Source organism: Alcaligenes sp. NLF5-7 (assembly GCF_024266725.1).
GTDB lineage: Bacteria > Pseudomonadota > Gammaproteobacteria > Burkholderiales > Burkholderiaceae_B > Alcaligenes > Alcaligenes phenolicus.
On record NZ_CP100755.1, the window covers coordinates 3351723 to 3376571 of the forward strand.

The window sequence follows — 24849 nt, forward strand, 5'->3', positions numbered from 1 at the left end:
CGCAAACGCATCCTGTGGCTCAGGCCGCACAAGCGGTCGAACAATCCTTGCAGGCCCGTGTCGGACTGGCTGTACTGGATACGACAGATGGGCAGTTGTGGCAATACCGTGCCGATGAACGCTTCCCTATGGCCAGTACCAGCAAGGCCTTGATCTGCGCGGCGTTGTTGGCCCGAGGGCCGGGTGCCATGAAGACCGCCTGGCTGGTCAAGGAAGAGGCCATTCAATCTTACGCACCGACGACAGAAAACCTGATAGGGCAGTATGTGCCAGCGTCGCAATTGTGTGCGATCACGATGCGCAACAGCGACAATACTGCGGCCAATGGGGTTCTGGAGATGCTGGGCGGGCCCGAAGCGATCACGTCCTTTCTACGCAGTGTAGGCGACATGGTGACACGCCTGGATCGCAACGAACCCAGCTTGAATGAGGCCAGGCCAGGTGACCCGCGTGACACCACTAGCCCGCAAGCCATGGTGCATACCTTGCAGAGTCTGGTGCTGGGCGATGCGCTGAAAGCCCCAGACCGAGATCGGCTGATTGACTGGATGACGCATAACGAAGTGGGTGGGCCTTTGCTGCGGGCCGGTGTTCCTGAGAGCTGGACCGTGGCAGACCGGACCGGGGCAGCGGCTTACGGCACTCGCGGTGTTGTGGCGGTGATGTGGCCCCCTGAGCGTGCGCCGCTGGTGGCTGCCGTCTACATCACGGAAACAAAGGCCTCCATGGAAGAGCGCAATGCGGCCATCGCAACGATTGGCAAGGCAATTGCAGCGGCTGTGGATCAAAAAGCTTCGCCGTAGCTGGTGTGGGGAAGGCGAGGGGCACGTTAAGAAAGTGTGCTTGGATGCCTGTATTGAAGCTTGGGATTTGCAGCATAAAAAAAACCGCCTTGTGGGCGGTTTTTTTGACTACTGAGCAAGGCGCAAAACTTAATAAACGCCTTGATGACGCATGGCATTGGCGACTTTGACAAAGCCGGCAATATTGGCGCCGTTAACGTAGTTGATGAAGTTGCTTTCTTGACCATAGTTCACACAATTTTCGTGGATGTCACGCATGATGGAGTGCAGCTTTGCGTCAACTTGTTCGCGTGTCCAGCTCAAGCGCTGGGCGTTTTGGCTCATTTCCAGACCGGATACGGCAACACCGCCCGCATTGCTGGCTTTGCCTGGGGCATACAGGATCTTGGCGTGGATAAAGGCATCGACTGCATCCAGCGTGCTGGGCATATTGGCACCTTCGGCAACGCAACGTACACCGTTCTTGATCAGGATTTCAGCATCCTTGCCGTCCAGTTCGTTCTGGGTGGCGCAAGGCAGGGCGACATCCACAGGGATATGCCAAGGACGTTTGCCTTGTTCGTACAGCAGGTGATGTTGCTGGGCGTAATCGACCAGACTGCCACGCTGTACATTTTTAACGTGCATCAGGGAAGCCAGTTTTTCACGTGTAAAGCCGTCCATGTCCACCACGCAACCTTGCGAGTCGGAAACGGTAACGACTTTGGCACCCAGATCCAGGCATTTTTCAATGGCGTACTGAGCCACATTGCCCGAGCCGGAAACGGACACTGTCATGCCGTCCAAGGACAGCCCTTTACGTGCCAACATTTCCTGTACGAAATATACGGTGCCATAACCCGTGGCCTCAGGACGAATCAAACTGCCGCCAAAGCACAAATCCTTGCCGGTGAACACACTGGCTGCGCTGTTGGAGAGTTTTTTCATCATGCCGGCCATAAAGCCCACTTCACGCGCGCCCACGCCGATATCACCAGCAGGAACGTCGGTATCGGGGCCCAAGTGACGGTACAGCTCAACGATCAGGGCCTGGCAAAAGCGCATCACTTCGCCATCCGACTTGCCTTTGGGATCAAAGTCCGAGCCGCCTTTGCCGCCGCCCATGGGCAGAGTGGTCAAGGCATTCTTGAAGGTCTGTTCAAATGCCAGAAACTTCAAAATGGACAGGTTCACCGAGGGGTGAAAACGCATGCCGCCCTTGAAAGGACCGATGGCATTGCTGTGTTGAATACGGAAGCCGCGATTGACCTGAACTTGGCCACGATCATCTACCCAGGAAATACGAAACTGGATAGCACGTTCGGGTTCGACCAGACGCTCGAGCAGACCATGATCGGCGTACTGGGGGTTTTTCTCGATGAAGGGCCACAAGCTGGTCATGACTTCCCGAACGGCCTGCATGAATTCAGGCTGGTTGGGGTCGCGGGACTGCACTCTGGCTAGGAACTGTTCTAGAGAGATAGATTTCATTGCAAGCGAACTCTGTTTGCAATACTGAGATTTCGAGTAGAACTCAGCAGATTGAAAGAATGGATGCACGGGAATGCACCCGATCATACGCCCATCGCAAGCAAGCCTCTCGTATAGAGAGGCTTGCGCAGGATGTTCGATTTACTTCTTCATCATGTCGAAGAATTCGGAGTTGGTCTTTGTGGCCCGGATTTTGTCCAGGATAAACTCCATGGCTTCAATTTCATCCATCCCATGGATGAACTTGCGCAGAACCCAGACCTTTTGTAGAAGGTCGGGCTTGATCAGCAACTCTTCACGACGTGTGCCTGATTTGTTCAGGTTGATGGCTGGGTAAATACGTTTCTCGGCCAGACGGCGCTCCAGATGGATTTCGGAGTTGCCGGTACCTTTAAATTCTTCATAGATGACTTCGTCCATGCGGCTGCCGGTTTCAATCAGGGCAGTACCGATGATGGTCAAGGAGCCACCTTCTTCCAGATTACGGGCAGCGCCAAAAAAGCGTTTGGGGCGCTGCAGGGCGTTGGCGTCCACACCACCGGTCAAAACCTTGCCCGAAGCAGGGACCACGGTGTTGTAGGCGCGTGCCAGACGGGTAATGGAGTCCAGCAGGATCACCACGTCTTTTTTCAATTCAACCAGGCGTTTGGCCTTTTCAATGACCATCTCGGCCACTTGCACGTGACGTGTGGCGGGTTCGTCAAAGGTGGAGGCCACCACTTCGCCGCGCACGGTGCGCTGCATTTCGGTTACTTCCTCGGGGCGCTCGTCCACTAGCAGGACGATCATGATGGCCTCGGGGTAATTGGTCGTGATGGCGTGAGCCATGTGCTGCATCATCACGGTTTTACCGGATTTGGGGCTGGCCACGATCAGGGCGCGCTGGCCTTTACCGATAGGCGAGAAGATATCCAGGATACGGCCTGTGATGTTCTCTTCGCTTTTGATGTCGCGCTCCAGGCGCATGGGCTGGTCCGGGTGCAGCGGCGTCAGGTTCTCAAACATGATGCGATGTTTGATGGCCTCGGGCTGCATGCCGTTAACCTTATCAACTTTTACCAGGGCAAAGTAGCGCTCGCCGTCTTTAGGGGTGCGCACTTCACCTTCAATGGAGTCACCCGTGTGCAGATTGAAACGACGTATCTGCGAAGGGGAGATATAGATATCGTCTGTGCTGGCCAGGTAAGAGGTTTCTGGCGAACGCAGAAAGCCAAAACCATCAGGCAGGACTTCAAGCACCCCGTCGCCGAAAATCTGCTCGCCCTTTTTGGCGTGCTTTTTCATGATGGCGAACATCAGCTCTTGCTTGCGCAAGCGGTTCGCGTTGTCGATTTCCAGAGTGGCAGCCATTTCTAGCAGCTGCGAGACGTGCAGAGCTTTTAATTCGTTCAGGTGCATGGGAGTGGGGAAGGGCTTTCAGCAGCAGACCGCAGGCCAGCGAAGGGCCTGCGTGCGGTTAATCAGAGATTACAGGGAGCTGTCGAGAAACGCGCTAAGTTGGGACTTGGAAAGTGCACCGACTTTAGTTTCGGCCACTTTGCCGTCTTTAAACAGCATGAGCGTTGGAATACCGCGAACACCATATTGAGCTGGGGTGTCGGGATTTTCATCGACGTTGAGCTTAGCGATGATAACACGACCTTGGTACAGTTCGGCTGCCTCATCAAGCAAAGGGGCAATCATTTTACAAGGACCGCACCAGGCAGCCCAGTAATCGACCAGAACGGGAAGGTCGGCGTTAAGGACGTCAGACTCAAAGGAGGCGTCCGTGATGTGTTTAATGGAGTCGCTCATGGCTAGATACAAAAAAAGTGAGAATAACGAAAAACTATACGTGTGGCGTGACCTGAGCACAATGTATTCTACGGCCAATTGCGACGGTCTTGTTGCCAATTTTTGACAGGATACCATTGCGTCTGGTTGATAATGTGCATTCGCTGCGCAACGCGCGCCAATAAAGCGTTTCCCCACTGGCGCCTAACCACTCGTAAAATAGCGTTTTTCTGTACGATCTACCGGGAATCAAGTTGTCTACTACACGTTACGACGAATCTTCTATACGGGTGCTCAAGGGGCTGGAACCGGTCCGTCAGCGCCCGGCCATGTATACCCGCACGGATAATCCCCTGCACATTGTGCAGGAGGTCATCGATAACGCGGCCGACGAAGCCCTGGCTGGTTTTGCCCGCACACTGACTGTCACCTTGCTGGAGGACGGCGGCATACAGGTTGAGGATGACGGGCGCGGTATTCCTGTTGGCTTGCACCCTGAAGAAAATGCGCCGGTGGTGGAACTGGTGTTCACGCGACTGCATGCCGGGGGCAAGTTCGACAAGCTCAATGGCGGTGCCTACGCCTTTTCCGGCGGTTTGCACGGGGTGGGTGTGTCGGTGACCAACGCCTTGTCTCGTCGCCTGGAAGTGCTGGTCTGGCGCGATGGCCAGGCCAACGAGATTGTGTTTGCCGACGGGGAGCTGGAGCAGCCCCTGACCCAAACGGGCACGGTGGCCAAGCGCAAGACGGGTACCCGTGTGCGGGTCTGGCCCGATGCCAAATATTTTGATTCCGCCCAGATTCCCCTGGCCCAACTGACTCATATCCTGCATAGCAAGGCCGTCCTGCTGGAAGGCGTGACGGTGGAACTGGTGCAGCAAAAAACCGGCCAGCGCCAGCAGTGGCGCTACGAGGACGGTTTGCGCGGCTACCTGCAGGAGGAAATGGAAGGGGTGGAGCTGCTGGTTCCTCTCTTTGAGGGCCGCCAGTACGCCCCGCAAGATGACGATAATTTCTCCGCCGGCGAAGGTGCGCACTGGGTGGTGGCCTGGGCGCTGGACTCCAATATTGTGCGTGAGTCCTATGTCAATCTGATCCCAACCCCAGCTGGGGGAACACACGAATCGGGCTTGCGCGATGGCTTGTATCAAGCCGTGCGCAGTTTTGCCGAACTGCATAGCCTGATTCCCAAAGGCGTCAAGCTGCAGGCCGAGGACGTATTTGCCCGGGCCAGCTTCGTGCTCTCGGCCAAAGTGCTGGACCCGCAGTTTCAAGGGCAGATCAAGGAAAAGCTCAATAGCCGTGACGCCGTGCGTCTGGTCAGTGGCTATGTCCGCAATGCGCTGGAACTGCATCTGCATGCCAATGTGGATCAGGGTCGCAAATTGGCTGAAGTGGCGGTGCGTCAGGCTCAGGCCCGTACCCGTTCGGCGCAGAAAGTGGAGAAACGCAAGAGTTCGGGCGTGGCCGTGTTGCCCGGCAAGCTGACGGATTGCGAGTCGCACGATCTGGAAAGTTCGGAACTATTTCTGGTCGAGGGTGACTCGGCTGGCGGTTCGGCCAAGATGGGCCGTGACAAGGAATTTCAGGCTATCTTGCCCCTGCGCGGCAAGGTTCTGAACGCTTGGGAGGTCGATAAGGACCGCTTGTTCGCTAACCAGGAAATTCACGATATTTCCGTGGCGATCGGCGTGGACCCGCACGACGCCCAGTCCGAGCCGGATCTGTCCGGTTTGCGTTATGGCCGTATCTGTATCCTGTCTGATGCGGACGTGGACGGCTCGCACATTCAGGTGCTGTTGTTGACGCTGTTCTTCCGTCATTTCCCCAAACTGATCGAGGCGGGCCACGTGTATGTGGCGCGTCCCCCCTTGTTCCGTGTAGACGTGCCTGCCGCTGGCAAACGCCCGGCCCGCAAGATCTACTGTCTGGATCAGGGGGAGCTGGACGCCATTCTGGAAAAACTGCGCAACGAAGGCATACGCAATGAATCCTGGAGCATCAGCCGTTTTAAAGGTCTGGGTGAAATGAGTGCGGAGCAGCTGTGGGATACCACCATGAATCCGGACACCCGCCGTTTGCTGCCTGTGCATTGGGGGGAGGATGGCCTGAGCGATACACAAGCCATGTTCACCATGCTGATGGGCAAGGGTGAGGCCTCGGCCCGCCGAGCCTGGTTGGAAGAAAAAGGCAATTTGGCCGATCTGGACGTCTGAGCCCGACTTAAGAGTTATTTATGGATAGCAATCAATTGGATTTTGAACCGGCGGGTTCGGACGATAGCATCACGCTGGCGACTTACGCGGAACAGGCTTATCTGGATTACGCCGTTTCAGTGGTACGTGGACGTGCCTTGCCCGATCTGACCGATGGCCAGAAACCGGTGCAGCGCCGCATTTTGTACGCGATGGATGCCATGGGTCTGGGTCCGACGGCCAAGCCTGTGAAATCGGCCCGTGTGGTGGGGGATGTGCTGGGTAAATATCACCCGCACGGTGACCAGGCCGCCTATGACGCCATGGTGCGTATGGCACAGGATTTTGTGCTGCGTTATCCGCTGGTAGACGGGCAGGGTAACTTTGGCTCGCGCGACGGTGACAATGCCGCCGCCATGCGTTACACGGAAGCACGTCTGACACCGTTCTCGCGTCTGCTGCTGGACGAGCTGGACGAAGGCACAGTGGACTTCATCCCCAACTACGATGGCAGCCAGAAAGAGCCGGTGACTTTGCCTGCACGCCTGCCCATCATGCTGCTTAACGGCGCATCGGGGATTGCCGTCGGGATGGCGACAGAGATACCTTCCCACAACCTGCGTGAAGTCGCCCAAGCCTGCGTCAGCCTGTTGCGCAACCCGAATTTGAGCGATCAGGACATACACGAGATCGTTCCCGGCCCGGACTTTGCGGGTGGTGGTCAGATTATTTCCGCCGCAGACGATATTGCGGCGGTGTACGCCCAAGGCCGTGGTTCCATCAAGGCTCGTGCCCGTTGGGTATTCGAGGAAATGGCCCGTGGCCAATGGCAATTGGTCGTCACAGAATTGCCGCCCGGCAGCTCCTCCCAGCAGATTCTGGAAGAGATTGAAGAGCGCACCAATCCCAAGGTCAAGGCTGGCAAGAAATCGCTGAGCACCGAGCAGCAGCAAACCAAAGCCTTGATGCTGAACATGCTTGATGCCGTGCGTGACGAGTCGGGCAAGCAGGCTGCGGTTCGCCTGGTCTTTGAACCCAAATCCCGCGCCATTGATCGGGACGAGTTCGTGACCACCTTGCTGGCGCAGACCAGCCTGGAGCGCAACGTTTCCATCAACCTGGTGTGTATTGATACGGATGGCCGTCCCGGTCAGCGTTCCTTGCGCCAGGTCTTGCTGAACTGGCTGGAATTCCGCCGTCACACGATGGAGCGTCGTACTCGCTACCGTCTGGATAAGGTCACCGACCGTATTCATGTGCTGCAAGGGCGCATGGTGGTGTACCTGAATGTGGATGAAGTCATCCAAACTATCCGCGAATCCGACGAGCCGCGTGCAGCCCTGATGGAGCGCTTTGATTTAAGCGAACGTCAGGCCGACGATATTCTGGAAATGCGCTTGCGTCAGTTGGCACGTCTGGAAGGCTTCAAGATCGAGAAAGAGCTGAAAGAGCGTCTGGACGAGCAGGAGTCTTTGCAAAAGCTGCTGGACGATCCCAAAGCCTTGAAGCGTCTGATGATTCGTGAGATTGAAGCAGACGTTAAAACCTATGGTGATGACCGTCGTACCCTGATTGAAGCGGCCGAGCGCGCTGTGCTGGAAACCAAGGTGGTTGACGAGCCGGTTACCGTGATTGTGTCGCGCAAAGGCTGGCTGCGTTCACGCCAGGGCCATGGCCATGACGCCTCGCAGTTCAGCTTCAAGACCGGCGATGGCTTGCGCGATGCGCTGGAGTGTCGCAGTACCACGGACCTGGTCGCCATCGGCACCGATGGCCGGGTCTATACTGTTCCGGTCTCCAGTTTGCCTTCAGCGCGTGGCGATGGTCAGCCCATTACCTCCATGATTGAAGTCAGCCCCAGTGCGCCCATTGAGCATATTCTGGGGGCGCCTTTGGACCAGAACTACTTGCTGGCTGCCTGCGACGGCTACGGTTTTGTGGCTTCTCAGGGCGATATGAATACACGGCAGAAAGCGGGCAAGCAGTTTGTCACCGTCGAGGATGGCAAAAAGCTGCTCAAGCCCTTGGCCTTGCGCCCGGATGATCAGTACGTGGGCCTGCTCAGCGAGCAGGGACGTTTCCTGGTGGTGGACATCAAGGAGTTGAAAGTGCTGTCCAAAGGGGGGCGTGGCACGGTGCTGATCAAACTGAACGAGGGCGATACGCTCAGTCAATGGGTTGCCTTTGGTGAGGCGGGTCTGGCCGTCAGCGGAGTGAACCGCAAGCGTCTGTCGACCATTGTGATGGATCTGGACATGCTGGCCAATTATCTGGGCAAGCGGGCAGGCAAGGGCAAGGCCCTGTCGCTCAAATTGAACGACCCTGTGCTGCATCGGCCTGAAGAGTCCTGAATTTATATAGCCGTCGGAGGCTGGCCCTCCGCCTGATCGATTTCTTTTTTGAGTGTTGGATATGAGTTTCAAAGTCACGGTTCAGCCCAGCGGGCACAGTTTTGACGTACAGCCCGGACAGTCTGTGCTGGATGGCGCGCTGAATGCAGGCATTGTCTTGCCCTATAGCTGCCGCAATGGCACCTGTTCGTCTTGCCGTGGCAAGGTTATTGAAGGTGAATACGATGCAGGCCGTGCGCCCGAGCAATTGCTGAGCGAAGAGGATCGCGCTGCAGGCTACACCCTGTTTTGTCAGGCCAAGCCCAGCAGCGACATGTTGATCGAATCGCACGAAATTCGCATGGCGACTGATATCCAGATTCGTAAAATGCCGTCGCGCGTGGTGGGCCTGGAAAAAGTGCGTGATGATGTGATGGTGGTGCGTCTGCAAATGCCATCGTCCGAGCCATTCCGATACTACCCCGGCCAATATTTGGAATTCATCCTGAAAGACGGCAGCCGTCGTAGCTATTCCATGGCGACGCCACCACGGGAAGACAATCAGGTGGAATTGCATATCCGTCACATGCCTGGTGGTGTGTTTACCGACCACGTGTTCGGTGCCGGTGCTACGGCCATGAAAGAGCGCGAGATTCTGCGCGTGGAAGCACCTTTGGGTTCTTTCTTCCTGCGCGAAGATAGCGCGGCTCCTATGGTTTTCCTGGCCAGCGGTACAGGTTTTGCTCCGATCAAGGCCTTGATCGAGCGCCTGATTCAAACCGGCAGCCAGCGCGAAGTCGCCCTGTACTGGGGCGGGCGTCGACCCAAGGATCTGTACCAGTCCGAACTGGCCGAGAAATGGGCCAGTGAACTGCCTAACTTGCGTTTCATTCCGGTGATTTCCGACGCTCAGCCTGAAGATGGCTGGACAGGTCGTACGGGCTTTGTGCATCAGGCGGTACTGGCTGATTTGCCTGATTTGTCGGCCTGGCAGGTGTACGCCTGTGGCGCGCCGGGTATGGTTGAAGCAGCCCGCAAGGACTTTGTGGAGCAGGCTCAACTGAATCCGGACAATTATTTTGCAGATGCCTTTACGTCGCTGGCAGACGTCAAGTAAGTGTCTTGATCAATAGCTCAACAAGCGGACAGTACACATGAAAGTAGCAGTTCTGGGCAGCGGCATTATTGGGGTATCAACTGCCTGGTGGCTCAGCCAGCAAGGTTGTGAGGTGGTGGTCGTGGATCGGGGAACCGGTCCCGCGCAGGAAACCTCGCGTGCCAATGGCGGGCAAATCTCGGTCTCGTATGCGGAGCCCTGGGCCAACCCGAAAATGCCGCTCAAACTGCTGAAATGGTTGTTGCAGGACGATGCTCCCTTGTTGTTCCGTCCGCGTCTGGACCTGCGCCAGTGGCGCTGGTGCCTGTCTTTCTTGCGAGAGTGCCTGCCGGGGCGGGTTACGCCCAATGTGCGCGCGCTGGTGGCCATGGCGGAATACAGCCGCAGCACGCTCAAGCAATTGCGTCCCAGCCTGGATTTTGATTATCGCCATCAGGAAAAAGGCATCATTACGTTTTACCGGGATGCCCAAAGCCTGGACGACTCCCAGCAAATGGCCGACGTCATGCGAGATATGGGAGTGGACCGCCGCATCATGAGCGTGGACGAACTGGTGCAGCTGGAGCCTGCCTTGGCATCAGCGCGCGGCCAGATCGTGGGTGGCGACTACACCAAAGACGATGAGTCGGGCGATGCCAATCAATTCACCTGCGGTTTGGCGGCCATGGCCAGGCGAGCCGGAGTGGAGTTTCGCTTTTCTACTCAAATCACCCGTTTGCTGACGGCCAAGGGCCGAGTGGTGGGGGTCGAGGTTATAGGCGCGGATGGTGCGTACGACTCCATACAGGCAGACGCCTTCGTGGTGGCCATGGGCAGTTTCAGCCCTACCGTCCTGCAGCCGTTGGGAATTTCCTGCCCCGTTTATCCGGCCAAAGGCTATTCGGCCACCTTCCCGGTGCTGGTCCCCGAGGGCGCGCCTACTGTCAGCCTGACAGATAAAGATCACAAACTGGTTTTTTCCCGCCTGGGCGATAGCCTGCGGGTTGCTGGAACGGCCGAATTGTCGGGCTATACGCGTAGCTTGAACCCCGCCCGCTGTCAGGCTTTGTTAACGCATGTGGCTGATCTGTTCCCAAGCGCATTGGATTTTGATAATGTTCATTTCTGGTCAGGACTGCGTCCTGCCACAGCATCAAATGTCCCACTGATAGGCCGATCCTCCATTCCCAACCTGTACCTGAATACCGGGCATGGCACCTTGGGGTGGACCATGGGCATAGGCTCTGGCCGAGCCTTGGCGGACCTGGTCATGGGGCACAAACCCGAACCTGAATTTCCTTTTTTATCTTGAAGGATGTATGAAAAATCTACGCGGATTACTGTTGAAACGTGGTGTTATGGCTTTGGCGATGGCAGCGGGTGGCTCAGCCGCTTTGCTGTTCGGGTCGACCGCCCTGGCAGCCGTTGATATTCAGGTCTGGACCGCTTTGAACTCGCACAATCAGGACGAGTTCGAACGCTTGGTTCGGGATTTCAATCGTAGCCAGAGCGACGTCAAGGTGTCGGTCAAGGCGCATGACACAGAGGCCTCTTTGGAGCAGGTCATGCAAGCGGGCAAGGATTTGCCCAATCTGGTGCAGTTAGGCGAGATGTCCGGCCTGGACGAGGTCGCCGATCGCCCCTACATCATGCCCATGCACACCTTGCTGGCTCGGGAAAAAATGGACAATGTGTCCTGGTTCCTGGCCTCGAATTCCTTTGTGCGCAATGGCCGTGGCCAATTGCAAGGCTTCCCCTACATGGCCGAAATTCCGGTCATGTACTACAACCTGGAAGCGTTTGATAAAGCCAAGATCGAGCCTCCCGTGCCCAGCCGCGTCTGGCTGGACTTGCAAGCTCAACTGGTTGATCTGGCCAATAAAGGCTCGCGCCGTTGTCCTTTGACCTCCGACCAGTCTGTCTCCATCAACCTGGAAAACCTGGCAGCGGTTAATAACCAGATTTACGGTCTGGCACCCGGCCCCAAGGTTAAAGGCAAAGTGGGCTTTGATTTTGACGTGATGTATATCCGTCACTTGTCCATGATGATCAGCTGGGTGAAATCCGAGCTGATGGTCAAACCCGGCACCTTGCCCGAGTCGCCCCAGCGTTTTGCCAAGGGTGAATGTGCAGTCATGTTCTCCAACTCCGGCCATATCGGTGAGTACAGCGACACGCGCGGCCTGAAGTACGCTGTGACTGGTCTGCCTTACTACCCTGAAGTCACCCAAACCCCCGGCAAGCCTTTTGTGACCGGCTCGGCGCTGTGGGCGGTGAAAGGCCATAACGCTGAACAGAACCAGGCCTCGGCCCGCTTCATCAGCTGGTTGGCCCAGCCAGAGAATGCCGCTCGCTGGTATCAGAAAACAGGCTTTTTGCCTGTAAGCCGTGAAGCCTTTAACGCGACGGGTAGCGACTACTACAAGGACAAGGGCGACTGGATGCACCTGGTGGGCGCCTACAGCAGCGGTACATCGGGTACAGCCAAGGGCAACTTCCGTAACTACCGCCAGATTCGCGCCGTGTTCAACCAGAGCCTGGAAAGCGCGCTGGACGGTCAGCAACCTGCCATGACGGCCTTGCGTACCGCCGCAACGGAAGCCAACCGACTGGTGGCTCAGAAAGGACGCTGATTTATCTGTGCGTACAAGCCGATCTAGCGGCTTGAGCGAGCATCCTTGAAGATAAACCCCATGCCCTTGACGGGACATGGGGTTTTTTCTTTGGGTGCTCGCAATGCGTTTTCTTGTCCGTTTCTGCGTCTTGCTGATGTGTGGCCTGGGGTTGTCTGCCTGTCAGACCAGTCAGGGGCCTGATGGCCTGTTGGCTGATCCGGGAACACGCGTCTTTAACTTCGATTGGCGCCTGTCTGGCGACCCTCAAGTCGGCCCTATGCAGGTGTTTGATAACGGCAGGCGTATCTGGCTGCATTTTGCACCGGAGCAGATGCTGCCAGCGGTGTTGGGGCGCAGGAATGGACAGGAAACGCTGCTGTCTTTGAAGCCCTTGGGGCAGTTTCAAGTGATTGAAGGCCTGTGGACGGAGTTGATATTTCGGGCCGGACGAGCACAGGCGCAGGCTAGTTTCGGGCGCAAGAGTGCCCATGCTGAGGGTGCTGCAACACTTGGCGTAGAGGCATCGGATGCCTTGCCACAGGACCGTAGTCAACAGAAGGATCAGCAGCAAGCCCGAGCCAGTCTCTCCCAGCGTAGTGATTCTTCGCCAAGCCATTTCCCCCTAAGTCGTTCCGATATCCGCTCTTCCGAGCAAAGTAGTCTGTTTTCTGGAAAGCCCGCGCCAGATTGGATGGCGGCTCAAGTGAAGGAGGGCGAGTCTGCCCTTGGGAATGTGTTGCAGACACAAGCCTTTCAAGCCCGTTCAGAGTTGCTGCCAGTCTCAGCTCCTGGTGTGGATGCACAGTCCATTGCAGAGCCTGTTTTTGAACTGCGAATCAAGGATAGAACCTTGAGGCAGGCATTAGTCCGATGGGCTAAGCAAGCGCAATGGGTTTTTGCACCTGAGCATTGGACTTTGGAGGTTGATTTCCCTATCAAGGCGGCGGCTCGCTTTGAGGGGGACTTTGAGACTGCTGTGGCTCAGTTGTTGGCGGCTGCCCAACTGAATGCTCATCCTTTGCAGGCCTGTTTTTACTCAAATCAGGTGCTCAGGATTCTGGCTTGGCCGCAAGCCTGTGATCCCAGTGCTTCGCCCGAGGGACAGTCATGAATTATCTCTGTCTCTTGCTTTTGCCGCTGATAGCGGCTTGCAGCTTGCAAACAGCAGGGCAGCATGTTGATCAGGCTCAGGCTCAGGCTCAGGCATGGCTGGATGATGCCGTGGTGTTGGATGGCAATAGTCCATCCTCCGTGGCACATGCACAGTCTGTCGACAAGCCCTGGTTGCTGGGGGCGGCCGTGCCTTTACGAAAACAGGCTGCCTTGCCAGCGGCATTGCGCTCCAGACAAACCTTCAGTTTTTCTTTGGAAGCGCCTTTGCCCGATCTGGATGAGCTGGCGCGTCGTTTGTCTTTATTGTCTGATCTGAGCGTTTTCATTAGCCCGCAGGCTCGTTTGCCTTTAACGCATTTCCCGCCACGAACCGCTGGGCAGGAGGGGCCGGAATCGACTCGGCAGGGAGGTCTGATTTTTGAACAACTACGTTTGTCAGCCTTGTTGGATCAGATTGCAGCGGTATATGGCCTGAAGTGGCGTTATCAGGCAGGCCGTATTGAGTTGTATCGCGATGAGAGTTCTCTGGCTTTGGGGCAGCAGTCTGGATTGCGACAAGTAGACGGGTCAGGGACAGGGGGCTTAATTGGTCGAGGTGTGAAATGAGTTCTGTCTTGCCTGAGCGGGAGTACTGGTTTGGGTTGCAGTGGGTGGATGCCAGGGACGGTATGCGGCGGACTCAAAATCGTCGAATGAAGAGATCGTATTGGACTTGCTTGATGGGAGTGAAAGGGGGGCTGAGAGAACAGGCACGTAAGCAAACGGAAAGGCAAATAGAAGAACTACAACAAGTACAGGAAAAGACTGATGAGGATGTAGCAGGACAAAGAGCAGGGCAAACAGCAGGACGAACAGCAGGACGAACAGCAGGACGAACAGCAGGACGAACAGCAGGACGAACAGCAGGGCAGGCAATGGCTTGGGTTCCAAGTTGTTGGCTGAACAGCCGGAGGACCCAATCTGTCTTGCGCTTGGCCCAGAATGGGCCTTCAAGAGCCAGACTAACGCGAGTTCAGGCTTATTCTGCGGCTGCCTGTATGGCTGCCCACCACCCTCAGGACGCAGTTTTTCTTTTATGGACGGTGGCTCCTGGCCGTTTGTGGTTTCTGGTGCTTGAACATGGTCAGGTGATGGAAGGTAGCGATTGCCTCCTGGCTCAGATCGGGCAAGTGCAGACCTTGCGGCGGGCCATGCAGGCGCGTTATCCCTCTATACGTGAACTGCGGCAACCTGCTGATTTATGGGTCTGTCTGGAACAGGGCAGAAGACCGCAGGGCCGTATGCTGCGCCAGCCTGTCAGGCGTGTTGGTGGGTGTGAAAAGATCCCGCTTCGTCTGGCGGTTCTTTCTTTGCTGGTGTTGGCTACGCTTGGAAGCGTGTTCTCCCTTGATCTTCGGGCTCGCTTGGCTGCCATGGCGTCTGATTGGGAGCAAAGTCCATCACAGGAAGAGCATGGTTTGACGAGTATTCAATCTGTGTTGGGCTTGATTGAGGAGCTTCCTGCTCAGGGGGCAGACTGGCAATTGCAGCAGGTGGATTGTCGCCGTCAGGCCGGCCCGTGGGAGTGCAGGGCACATTACGGGTTTGAGGATGTGCAAAGTTTTAGTGCGGCCATGAATAGCCAGATTCGTGAGCCGAATGTGCTGGAGTTCACCGGCTTGGGGCAGGGGGCTTTGAGTATCCGGCGCGGGTATCAGACATGGATTCCTCAGCTCTTGGAAACGAAAGATCATACGCGAATGCCAACTGCGGCATCTCCAGGTTTGCATGCCAAGCTGGCGGCCCTGCAGCCTGCTTTTATGCGCTTGTCATTGAGCCCCGCTCAGTGGGTTGAATCCTCCGCCGAAAATGAGCAAACAAGGGCAGGCGTGTGGCGCCGTTCCTGGCTCAGCCAATCGCCTCTGCGCTCGGTGTACTTACTGGCGGCCCAGCTTCCTGAACTGCACTGGGAGCGTATGAGCTTGTCATTGAATTCGCGGTCTTACCCCTCGCTGCTGGGCAGCGCTTTTATCGTGGAGCTGGAAGGCTATGTTTATGAATCTGCGCAGCGGGATCTGGCTGATCAGGATCTGGCCGATTACATGCAGACCCCTTTTGAGCATTCTGTTTGGTCTGACGCTGATGTTTAGTGCACCGGCTTGGGCGATGGAAACCATGGCGACGATAGTAAGGGAGATGCTGTTGCTGGAAGCCGAACAGGCGCGGCAGAACATGTCGTCCTGCTTGAGGACACCACAGGAGCAAGAGGGGGCGAGTCAGCCTGATGTGGCCAAGATCAAATCCAGTAAGCCCACCCCTGCATTGAAGTTGAAAGCGATCTATGGAAAAGACACCCAGTTGCTAGCCGAAGTGCAGCATGAGCAGCGTCTGCTCCTGTTTCAGCAAGGACAGCTTTGGCCGATAGGGCGTGAGCGAGATAGGTCCATGCGCCTCTTGTCTTTGAGTAGTCGCTGTATTGAGCTTGAAATCAGGCAAACCCAGGCTCAAGCTGCGCAACCGCAACCGCAACCGCAACCGCAACCGCAACCGCAACCGCAACCGCAACCGCAACCGCAACCGCAACCTGAACTGCAATCCATCAAACTATGTTTGCCTTCCAGGCAGGGTTAAGTGTGACAGGACTTCTGCGATTCGCAGGAGTCCAGGCCTACTGCTTTCCAGGTTTCACGCCTGATTGTTCTTGAGTCAGCAAGGCCGTGGGTTCGTGCAGCAGCAGACCAGACAGGCGGCTTCATAGACCCGAAGCAAGAAAAAACCCCGACATGATTTTCATCATATCGGGGTTGGAAGTTACTACGGAGCTTGTCGCTCGTCAGGCTTGAGCCTTGTTCTGCATTAGTCGCGGGTACCGCTCCAGGCGGCAATGACGGCACGCTCTTCGTCGGTCATTTGCGTCATATTGCCCAAGGGCATGTACTTGGAGTGCACCACGGTCTTGACCTGTTCGGCGTGCAGTACCGTGTTGTCGATGGTATCGAGCAACATGCCGGCAGGGGCAGCCGTAAAGCCGAAGTCGGCATTGGGCTTGACCGCGTGACACTGAACACATCGTGCGTCCATGATTTCCTGGACACGGGCAACACTGATTGTTTCCGCACCGTTGGCAGCTTCAGGTGCACTGGCAACTTCACCCTTCAAGCTGGCAGGAGCGGCCAGGTAACCCACGATCAGCAGCAGCACAACACCGGCAGCCGGGTAGGCAGGCTTTTTGATGCCAGCGTGCATCAGCACGAAGTATTGACGGATCAGGGCACCAGCAAAGATGAACAGCACCATGATGATCCACGCATTGGGGTTGTTATACGTGAACGAGTAGTGGTTGCTCAGCATCAGCAGCAGGACAGGCAGCGTGAAGTAGGTATTGTGTACCGAACGCTGTTTGCCGCGCTTGCCATCCAGAGGGTTGGGCGCCTGACCGGCTTTCAGTGCCTTGACCATGCGGCGCTGGCCGGGAATGATCCAGAAGAACACGTTGGCCGACATGCTGGTGGCCATGACAGCACCCGTCAGCAAGAACGCAGCACGACCCGAGAAGATGTGGGCGCTCAGGTAAGCCACGACCACCATCATGATGGCTACTGCCACGCTTAGCAGGCCGTCGCGGTTCATGTTGGGGCTGATCAGGCGGCACAGGCCGTTATAGACCACCCAGCCCAGTACCAGGAAGGCAATGGCCATGACGTTGGCCTGAGTGCCTGTCATTTGAGCCGCCCATTCCCAGGGACTGTTGGGGTTGACCAGATAGAACTCGGGCTTGGTCAGGTAGAGTAGGGCGAACAGGAAGAAACCGGACAACCAGGTGGTGTAGGACTTCCAGAAAGACCAGTGCAGGTCATCAGGCAGTTCAGCCGGGTTGGTCAGGTATTTCTGGTTGTGATAGAAGCCGCCGCCGTGGACAGCCCACATCTCGCCAAACACACCGCGTTTCTTGCTTTCTTCGCCTTTGGGCGGTTTCAGGCCATTGTCCAGCATCACAAAGTAGATGGACTCGCCGATCCAGGCGACAGCCGCAATCACGTGCAACCAGCGCAACAGCAGGTTGCCGTACTCAAGTAGGTAAGCGTACATAAAGATCTCGTATCAGAGTGGTTTCGTATAGAAGCGAAAAGTCGACTTGGATACGCGATCAGCTGCCGCGATAGGTAGACCAGGACCAGGGGGTCACGACCAGAGGTACGTGGTAATTGGCATTGGCATCAGCGATACCAAAGCGAATGCCGACCTGATCCACAAAGCGTGGCTCGGGCAGGGTCACACCATTGGCGGCAAAGTAGTCACCTGCATGGAACACCAGTTCAAAAACGCCCGTGTGCATGGCCTCGCCTTGCAGCAGTGGCTCATCACAGCGACCGTCGCTGTTGGTGTGAGTGGTTTTGATCAGAGTGCGTTGATCGTTTTCGATGGAATAAAGATCGACGCGCACGCCGCTGGCTGGGCGCCCTTGAGTCGTGTCAAGGACATGGGTTGATAGCTTTCCCATAAATGTCTCCGGTTTATGGTGATCAAAAAAGGTCCAGCGAGCCCAGTTTTGAGAACCGGCCGGGGGCCAACGGTGCAAGGATCAGTGCGCTGGGTTGAGGCCCCGAAACTGTCGCTCTGTTTGAGGAATCAGATTGTCGACAATTTATGTTGACGATTTTGTCGGGGTACCGAATAATTGTCAATAGTCAATAACGAGAAATTCTATGCTTCAGATACGGCGGCAAGAGGGGATGAGCAGTGAATCCCAAGCGCCCAGCGCCTCCTCGCTGCTAGAGGGAGGCATGGCAGATACTGAGGTCGGGCGTGTTTATAGCCAGATCTTTGATGCGGTCGTTGACCGTCGTCTTTTGCCTGGAACCAAACTGACGGAAGCCACGCTGTGCACGATTTTCGAGTGCTCGCGGGCGACCGTTCGTGCGGCGCTGGCTGCCCTCGAACACGACAAGATTGTGGTTATCGAGCCCAATCGTGGCGCTTTTATCTGGAAGCCGACGGCCAAGCAGACACGGGATGTGTTTGAACTGCGACGAGACCTGGAAGCGCTGATTCTGAAAAAACTGATCAGCTACCCGGATCTGCCGGAGCGTTTGGCTGGCCTGTATGAAATGGTGGAACGTGAACAGCACGCTTTTGAACACGGCGACCGCATCAGCTGGTTGCGCCTGTCAAACGCATTTCACGTGATGCTGGCGCGCTGCGCTGGCAACGATGAGTTGACCGAGCTGATGCACACCTTGTGCGCCCGCACCACGCTCATCATTGCCTATCACGACACACCGGGCGAACAGGCTTGCTCGTTTTACGAGCACAAAGAGATTTTGGACAAGCTTAGTCAGGGCGACGCCGACGGCGCGCATCTGGCTATGCATCATCACTTAAGTGATTGTGAACATCGCATGAGCGAAGCGGGTGATGGCAGTGCTGCTGATCCTTGGCTGGCCCTCAGCGTAAAACGCTAAACGGAGACGGTATGTCCTTGAGTAAGTACCCTCGTGACCTGGTTGGTTACGGTAAAAACGTGCCTCATGCACAATGGCCTGATCGGGCGCGCATTGCGGTGCAGTTTGTCTTGAACTATGAGGAAGGCGGGGAGAACTGCGTTCTGCACGGTGATCCGGGCTCTGAACAGTTCCTGTCCGAAATCATTGGTGCGGCGGCTTACCCGGACCGTCACCTGTCCATGGAGTCCATTTACGAATACGGCTCGCGTGCCGGTGTCTGGCGGATTCTGAAAGAGTTTGAAAAACGCGGCTTGCCCATGACCATTTTCGGTGTGGGTATGGCGCTGGAGCGTCATCCCGAGCTGGCACAGGAGTTTGTACGCCTGGGCCATGAAATCGCGTGCCACGGTTACCGCTGGATTCACTACCAGAACGTGTCCGAAGAGGTGGAGCGCGAGCATATGCGCCAGTGCGTGAAAGTGCTGACGGACTTGCTGGGCCACCATCCCGAAGGCTGGTACACCGGCCGCGACAGCCCCAACACCTTGCGTCTGGTGGCAGAAGAAGGCCAGTTCCTGTACAGCTCCGATTACTACGGTGATGATCTGCCGTTCTGGACCGAGGTTCAACTCAGCGACAATACGGTCAAGCCGCAATTGATCGTGCCTTACACCCTGGATAGCAATGACATGCGCTTTGCGGCTCCTCAGGGCTTTAACACCGGCGATCATTTCTTCTCCTACCTGAAAGACGCGTTTGACGTGCTCTACGAAGAAGGTGAAGAAGCCCCCAAGATGTTGTCCATCGGTTTGCATTGCCGTCTGATTGGCCGTCCTGGCCGCTTCCGTGCCTTGCAGCGCTTCCTGGATTACGTGCAATCGCACGAGCGTGTCTGGGTTTGCCGTCGTGTGGATATTGCCCGTCATTGGGCCGAACATCATCCCTATCAGCCCAAGGCCTGATCGAGGCAGGGCCAGGGTTCATGCCTCCTGGCCCGTCAGGACGACATCCTGAATATGAGCAGGGTGCCTTCACATTCCGACTCGCCAGGGTCGGAATTGTTGTTTCTGCCCGCTGAAAACAGTACTATTTGACGCTTACGCAGCCGCTCGTACAGGGAGTGTGGCGTCCTGGCTTCTCACTGCTTTGCCGGGGCGGCAGGTGTTGTGCCAGCGCAGCGCGCGCATGGGCTGCAAGGCTGATCGTCTTATAATAGGCAGTTAAATTTTCCATCGCGTTGCATGTAATGAAAACCTCAGAAATTCGTCAGAAGTTTCTTTCTTTTTTTGAATCCAAGGGACATCACATCGTCTCCTCGGCTTCGCTGGTACCAGGCAATGACCCTACCTTGCTGTTCACTAACGCAGGGATGGTGCAGTTCAAAGATGTGTTCACGGGCAAGGAAACCCGTCCCTACAACCGTGCAACCAGCTCTCAGCGCTGTGTTCGTGCCGGTGGCAAGCATAATGACCTGGAAAACGTGGGCTACACCGCCCGCCACCACACCTTTTTTGAAATGCTGGGCAACTTCAGCTTTGGCGACTACTTCAAGCAAGACGCCATTCGCTATGCCTGGGAGCTGCTGACGACGGTTTACAAGCTGCCTGCAGAGAAACTCTGGGTCACCGTCTATCAAGTAGACGATGAGGCCTACGATATCTGGGCTTCGGAAATTGGTGTGCCCAAAGAGCGCATCATCCGCATCGGCGATAAGGGTGGCGTACGCTACAACTCGGACAACTTCTGGCAGATGGCCGATACCGGCCCCTGTGGTCCTTGTTCGGAAATCTTCTACGATCACGGCGCTGACGTTTGGGGTGGCCCTCCCGGATCGCCTGAAGAAGACGGCGACCGCTATATCGAAGTATGGAACCTGGTGTTCATGCAGTTCGAGCGTTCCGCCGATGGCACCATGACGCCGCTGCCCAAGCCTTGTGTGGACACCGGCATGGGCCTGGAGCGTATTTCGGCTGTGCTGCAGCACGTGCATTCCAATTACGAAATCGACCTGTTCCAGTCTCTGATTCAGGCCGCCGCACGCGAAACCAAGACTAGCGACTTGAGCAATAACTCGCTCAAGGTGATTGCTGACCACATCCGTGCTTGCAGCTTTCTGATTATTGACGGGGTCATCCCCAGCAATGAAGGCCGTGGCTATGTGCTGCGCCGTATTATTCGCCGTGCCTTGCGTCACGGTCACAAACTGGGTCAGAAGGGCTTGTTCTTTTACCGTTTGGTACAGGACCTGGGTCTGACCATGGGCGAGGCCTACCCCGAGCTGATTAGCCAGCGCGAGCGTATCGAACAAGTGCTGCGCCAGGAAGAAGAGCGTTTCAGCGAAACGCTGGAAAACGGCATGCGTATTCTGGAAGGCGCTTTGGCCAACTTGCCAGAGAACGCCAAGCTGGATGGCCAGACGCTGTTCACCTTGTATGACACCTACGGTTTCCCTGTGGACTTGACTGCCGACATCTGCCGCGAACGTGGCATTGAGGTCGATCTGGACGGTTTTGAAGTTGCCATGGAAAACCAGCGTCAGATGGCACGCGCTTCGGGCAAGTTCAAAACAGCCGAAGGCCTGAGCTACTCCGGCGTGCAAACCCGCTTTGATGGTTACACCACCCTGGAAGGCAGCGGCACGGTTACCGCCTTGTATGTGGATGGCACCTCGGTGCAGTCCGTGGCCCAAGGCCAGCAAGCGGTGGTGGTTCTGGATGCCACCCCTTTCTACGCCGAATCCGGTGGTCAGGTGGGGGATGCCGGTATCTTGAGCGATGCCAAGGACCTGTCCTTTGAAGTGCAAGATACTCAAAAGATCTCCAATCAGGTTTTCGGCCACCAAGGGGTGCTGAACGCAGGCACGCTGACAGTGGGCCAGACTGTTCAAGCCCAGGTGGATACCGAGCGTCGTGAGCGCGTGATCCGTAATCACTCGGCCACGCACTTGATGCACAAGGCCTTGCGCCAGGTGCTGGGCGGACACGTGCAGCAACGTGGTTCCCTGGTGGACGCCGAAAAGACCCGTTTTGACTTTGCTCACGATGCCGCCATGACGGCCGAGCAAATCGCTCAGGTCGAAGCCATTGTGAATGAGCAGGTTCTGGCTAACCAGGCCGTGCAAGCCCAGCTGATGTCCTTTGACGACGCCGTCAGCGGTGGTGCCATGGCTTTGTTTGGCGAAAAGTACGGCGATGAAGTGCGCGTACTGGATATCGGCTTCTCGCGCGAGCTGTGCGGCGGTACTCACGTTCAACGTACGGGCGATATTGGCCTGTTCAAGATTGTCTCGGAAGGCGGTGTAGCCGCTGGCGTGCGCCGTGTCGAGGCCATCACCGGCACCAACAGCCTGCATTGGGTACAAGCGCAGGAACGCTTGTTGAACGACGCTTCTGCCAGTCTGCGTACGCAGCCGGAGGGTCTGGTTGCCCGTATCAGCGCCTTGCAAGGTCAGATCAAGGATCTGGAGCGCGAGCGCGAACAAATGCAATCCAAGCTGGCTGCTTCGGCAGGCCAGGATCTGCTGGCTCAGGCTGTCCCGTTGAATGACAGCAGCCGCTTGCTGGTTGCCACGTTGCAAGGCGTGGAAGCCAAAGCCTTGCGCGAAATGGCGGATCAGTTGAAGAACAAGCTGCAGTCTGCCGTGATCCTGCTGTCCATCGTGGCAGACGGCAAAGTCAGCCTGGTGGCTGGCGTGACGCCTGACCTGACCTCCAAGGTCAAGGCGGGTGATCTGGTGGGCTTTGTGGCCTCGCAAATGGGCGGGAAGGGCGGTGGTCGTCCTGACATGGCCATGGGCGGCGGTACCGATGCCAGCGTTCTGCCGCAGGCCAATGCCTCGGTGCAGGCCTGGGTTCAAAGTAAATTGGGTGCCTAATGACGATGTCCGAGACCGGCGCATTGCCCAACAGCGATCTGCAGGTTGATGCAAGTGGGCTGAAATGCCCCTTGCCCATCTTGCGTGCCAAGAAAGCCTTGGCACAGCTGGAATCCGGGCAAGTGTTGCAGGTCATCACGACCGATCAGCACGCCATTCAAGATTTTCAGGCTTTTTGTCGCCAAACTGGCAACGAACTGTTGGCTCAAGACCAGCAAGCCGAAAAAACTCTGCATTTTTTACGCCGTCGTTGAGCCGACGGCGGTAGAATACTGCTTTGTCTGTTGCGTATCTAGCACTGAATCTGCTATCTTAGCGTGTTACTTTTGGCATGCTTGCCAGAATAGTGCTAGAATTTTTTGTTTACCTTACACAATAAAGGGATTATCAATGGTGGTAATTCGCTTGGCCCGTGGTGGCTCCAAAAAGCGTCCTTTTTACAACGTAGTAGCCGCCGAGGCGAGCCAACGCCGTGATGGTCGCTTCATCGAACGTCTGGGTTTCTACAACCCCGTTGCTGGCGAAGGTCATGAAAACCTGCGTCTGCAAATGGACCGCGTTAAGCACTTCACCGACAACGGTGCTCAGGTTTCGCCTGCTGTGGCTCGCCTGTTGAAAGAATACTCGGCTAAGGTTGCTTCGGCTGCCTAAGTTGATTCACCTGTTTTTTTAGTAGCGTTTAGTGTGAAGCAATCTGCGATTCCTGCTGACCTTGTTGAGCTCGGTCGTATTGTTTCCGCTTATGGTGTGCGTGGTTGGGTCAAGATCCAGCCGCATTCCATGCAAACCAAGGCGCTGCTGAATGCAAAGACATGGTGGTTAAAAACGCCCCGGCCTGAATCTCAGGCGGGCGTTTTTGCGTCTGTGTCACCCAGACAGATACAAACCGCAAAGCAGCATGGTGCAACCATCGTGGCGCAGTTTGAGGGTCTGGATAATCGAGAGCTGGCTCAAGCTCTCAAGGGGCATACCGTTTGGGTATCCCGTGCCGCTTTCCCCAAAGCGGACGAAGACGAATTTTATTGGGTCGATCTGATCGGCTGCCGCTTCTTTGGCGAGCAGGACGGCCAGGCTGAAAGCCTGGGCGAGGTGGTGGAAGTGCTGGATAACGGCGCGCACTCCATTTTGGTCGTGCATCGTGGCTCCTGGGATGCTGAAGGCGTCTTTACGCCTGCAAAGGACGAACAGGGCAAGCCGCTGGAAGAGCTGGTTCCCTTTGTGCAAGCCATTGTGCATACGGTGGATATGTCCGCCCGCGAACTGCACAGCCACTGGGCGATTTGATCGTTTCAATCCTGCGCACCTGCATGGCTCTGGCCTGACTGGTCGAGTCTTGTAAAGCGTATCCGCTTTTTTCTCTTGCCGAGTCCTCATGCGATTTGATGCCCTGACCCTGTTCCCGGACATGTTTGATGTGGTCAGCGAGGCTGGTGTCACCGGCCGTGCGCACAAGCAGGGTATCTGGCAGATGCGGACCTGGAACCCGCGCGACTACACCACCGATGTGCACCGTACTGTAGACGATCGTCCTTACGGCGGTGGCCCAGGCATGGTAATGCTGGCTGATCCTCTGAATGACGCCCTGGATCAGGCTTTGGCTGATCGTGGTGATAGCCCGGAAGTGATTTTGCTGAGCCCTACAGGGCGACGCTTTGATCAGACAGTGGCTCAGGAGCTGGCTCAGGGCCCTGGCGCGGTTCTGGTGTGTGGTCGCTATGAAGGGATAGATCAACGTTTTATTGATGCGCGTATCACCCAGGAATTGTCTTTGGGTGACTTTGTGCTGTCTGGCGGTGAAATAGCATCACTGGCGATTATTGATAGCGTGATTCGGCTCTTGCCCGGTGTGCTGAATGATGCTGATTCGGCTCGCCAGGACTCTTTCCATGCTGACAATAGCGGCTTGCTGGATAGTCCTCATTACACGCGACCCGAGGTATATCGTGATCAGGCTGTGCCCGAAGTCTTGATGTCTGGTCATCATGGCCGTATTCAGGCATGGCGACGTGAGCAATCCCTGCGTTTGACAGCCTTGCGGCGGCCCGAGTTGATTGAGCAGGCCCGTCAGCGTGGCGAACTTAGCAAGGCAGACGAGCGCTTTTTGGCATCTTTGGCTTCCTTGGGCGAATAGCCTTGTTTAAAGAGTTCGCCAAACCT

The 24849-nt window shown here is 56.3% G+C and carries 22 protein-coding genes and 1 pseudogene; 17 read left to right on the plus strand and 6 right to left on the minus strand.

Annotated features, from left to right (window positions below):
• Positions 1-29: 29 nt before the first annotated feature.
• A pseudogene (bla, locus tag MID00_RS15435) lies at positions 30-803 on the plus strand (class A beta-lactamase); the annotation flags it as partial.
• 129 nt (positions 804-932) lie between these two features.
• Here bla and gdhA read toward each other — a convergent pair.
• The 3 genes from gdhA to trxA form a co-directional block, all read right to left on the minus strand.
• A complete protein-coding gene (gene gdhA / locus MID00_RS15440; protein ID WP_009455932.1) occupies positions 933-2273 on the minus strand; it encodes an NADP-specific glutamate dehydrogenase in 1341 nt (446 codons plus the stop codon).
• A gap of 141 nt (positions 2274-2414) precedes the next feature.
• Entirely contained in the window at positions 2415-3671 is a 1257-nt protein-coding gene (gene rho / locus MID00_RS15445) for a transcription termination factor Rho (protein ID WP_009455931.1), read from the minus strand.
• 69 nt (positions 3672-3740) lie between these two features.
• Positions 3741-4067 (minus strand): thioredoxin TrxA, encoded by a 327-nt coding sequence (gene trxA / locus MID00_RS15450; protein ID WP_009455930.1) that lies wholly within the window; start codon positions 4065-4067, stop codon positions 3741-3743.
• Positions 4068-4300: 233 nt separating this feature from the next.
• Between trxA and MID00_RS15455 the strand changes: the two genes are divergently transcribed.
• From MID00_RS15455 to MID00_RS15485, 7 genes are all read left to right on the plus strand, one after another.
• Entirely contained in the window at positions 4301-6262 is a 1962-nt protein-coding gene (locus MID00_RS15455; RefSeq protein ID WP_031231877.1) for a DNA topoisomerase IV subunit B, read from the plus strand.
• Between the two features lie 20 nt (positions 6263-6282).
• The gene (parC, locus tag MID00_RS15460) at positions 6283-8592 is read left to right on the plus strand and encodes a DNA topoisomerase IV subunit A (protein WP_254499027.1); all 2310 of its coding nucleotides are present in this window, start codon (positions 6283-6285) and stop codon (positions 8590-8592) included.
• A gap of 61 nt (positions 8593-8653) precedes the next feature.
• Entirely contained in the window at positions 8654-9688 is a 1035-nt protein-coding gene (locus MID00_RS15465) for a CDP-6-deoxy-delta-3,4-glucoseen reductase (protein WP_009455928.1), read from the plus strand.
• A 37-nt stretch (positions 9689-9725) separates the two neighbouring features.
• Entirely contained in the window at positions 9726-10979 is a 1254-nt protein-coding gene (locus MID00_RS15470) for a D-amino acid dehydrogenase (RefSeq protein ID WP_226348393.1), read from the plus strand.
• A 7-nt stretch (positions 10980-10986) separates the two neighbouring features.
• The gene (locus tag MID00_RS15475; protein WP_250755858.1) at positions 10987-12300 is read left to right on the plus strand and encodes an extracellular solute-binding protein; all 1314 of its coding nucleotides are present in this window, start codon (positions 10987-10989) and stop codon (positions 12298-12300) included.
• A gap of 103 nt (positions 12301-12403) precedes the next feature.
• Positions 12404-13393, plus strand: a complete 990-nt coding sequence (locus MID00_RS15480; protein ID WP_254499028.1) for a TcpQ domain-containing protein — start codon at positions 12404-12406, stop codon at positions 13391-13393.
• Positions 13390-14001 carry a hypothetical protein gene (locus tag MID00_RS15485; RefSeq protein WP_254499029.1) on the plus strand — a complete coding sequence of 204 codons (612 nt, stop codon included), beginning with the start codon at positions 13390-13392 and terminating at the stop codon, positions 13999-14001. The genes MID00_RS15480 and MID00_RS15485 overlap by 4 nt, the downstream gene beginning before the upstream one ends.
• Here the strand turns inward: MID00_RS15485 and MID00_RS15490 are convergent.
• Complete coding sequence (locus MID00_RS15490) at positions 13978-14325, minus strand: hypothetical protein (RefSeq protein ID WP_254499030.1); 348 nt, start codon at positions 14323-14325, stop codon at positions 13978-13980. The two genes, MID00_RS15485 and MID00_RS15490, sit on opposite strands and share 24 nt — an antisense overlap.
• Before the next feature lie 167 nt (positions 14326-14492).
• Between MID00_RS15490 and MID00_RS15495 the strand changes: the two genes are divergently transcribed.
• Positions 14493-15524 (plus strand): hypothetical protein, encoded by a 1032-nt coding sequence (locus MID00_RS15495; RefSeq protein WP_254499031.1) that lies wholly within the window; start codon positions 14493-14495, stop codon positions 15522-15524.
• Positions 15490-16005 carry a hypothetical protein gene (locus tag MID00_RS15500; RefSeq protein ID WP_254499032.1) on the plus strand — a complete coding sequence of 172 codons (516 nt, stop codon included), beginning with the start codon at positions 15490-15492 and terminating at the stop codon, positions 16003-16005. The genes MID00_RS15495 and MID00_RS15500 overlap by 35 nt, the downstream gene beginning before the upstream one ends.
• Positions 16006-16230: 225 nt before the next feature.
• Here the strand turns inward: MID00_RS15500 and MID00_RS15505 are convergent, their stop codons facing one another.
• On the minus strand, positions 16231-17463 hold the full coding sequence (locus MID00_RS15505) for a urate hydroxylase PuuD (protein WP_254499033.1): 1233 nt from the start codon (positions 17461-17463) through the stop codon (positions 16231-16233).
• Positions 17464-17521: 58 nt separating this feature from the next.
• On the minus strand, positions 17522-17875 hold the full coding sequence (gene uraH / locus MID00_RS15510; protein WP_035272247.1) for a hydroxyisourate hydrolase: 354 nt from the start codon (positions 17873-17875) through the stop codon (positions 17522-17524).
• 283 nt (positions 17876-18158) lie between these two features.
• Here uraH and MID00_RS15515 point away from each other — a divergent pair, with 283 nt between their 5' ends.
• From MID00_RS15515 to trmD, 7 genes are all read left to right on the plus strand, one after another.
• Positions 18159-18836, plus strand: coding sequence for a GntR family transcriptional regulator (locus MID00_RS15515; RefSeq protein WP_238441771.1), 678 nt, complete (start codon positions 18159-18161; stop codon positions 18834-18836).
• Between the two features lie 11 nt (positions 18837-18847).
• Positions 18848-19780, plus strand: a complete 933-nt coding sequence (gene puuE, locus MID00_RS15520) for an allantoinase PuuE (protein WP_021446474.1) — start codon at positions 18848-18850, stop codon at positions 19778-19780.
• Between the two features lie 284 nt (positions 19781-20064).
• Positions 20065-22692: an alanine--tRNA ligase gene (gene alaS, locus MID00_RS15525; protein ID WP_254499034.1), complete on the plus strand. Its 2628-nt coding sequence runs from the start codon at positions 20065-20067 to the stop codon at positions 22690-22692.
• On the plus strand, positions 22692-22946 hold the full coding sequence (locus tag MID00_RS15530) for a sulfurtransferase TusA family protein (RefSeq protein ID WP_009455909.1): 255 nt from the start codon (positions 22692-22694) through the stop codon (positions 22944-22946). Before alaS ends, MID00_RS15530 begins: the two co-directional genes overlap by 1 nt.
• A 136-nt stretch (positions 22947-23082) precedes the next feature.
• On the plus strand, positions 23083-23343 hold the full coding sequence (gene rpsP, locus MID00_RS15535; protein WP_009455906.1) for a 30S ribosomal protein S16: 261 nt from the start codon (positions 23083-23085) through the stop codon (positions 23341-23343).
• A gap of 33 nt (positions 23344-23376) precedes the next feature.
• Entirely contained in the window at positions 23377-23976 is a 600-nt protein-coding gene (gene rimM, locus MID00_RS15540; protein ID WP_035272255.1) for a ribosome maturation factor RimM, read from the plus strand.
• An 88-nt stretch (positions 23977-24064) separates the two neighbouring features.
• Positions 24065-24823: a tRNA (guanosine(37)-N1)-methyltransferase TrmD gene (trmD, locus tag MID00_RS15545; protein ID WP_203145685.1), complete on the plus strand. Its 759-nt coding sequence runs from the start codon at positions 24065-24067 to the stop codon at positions 24821-24823.
• Positions 24824-24849 lie beyond the last annotated feature (26 nt).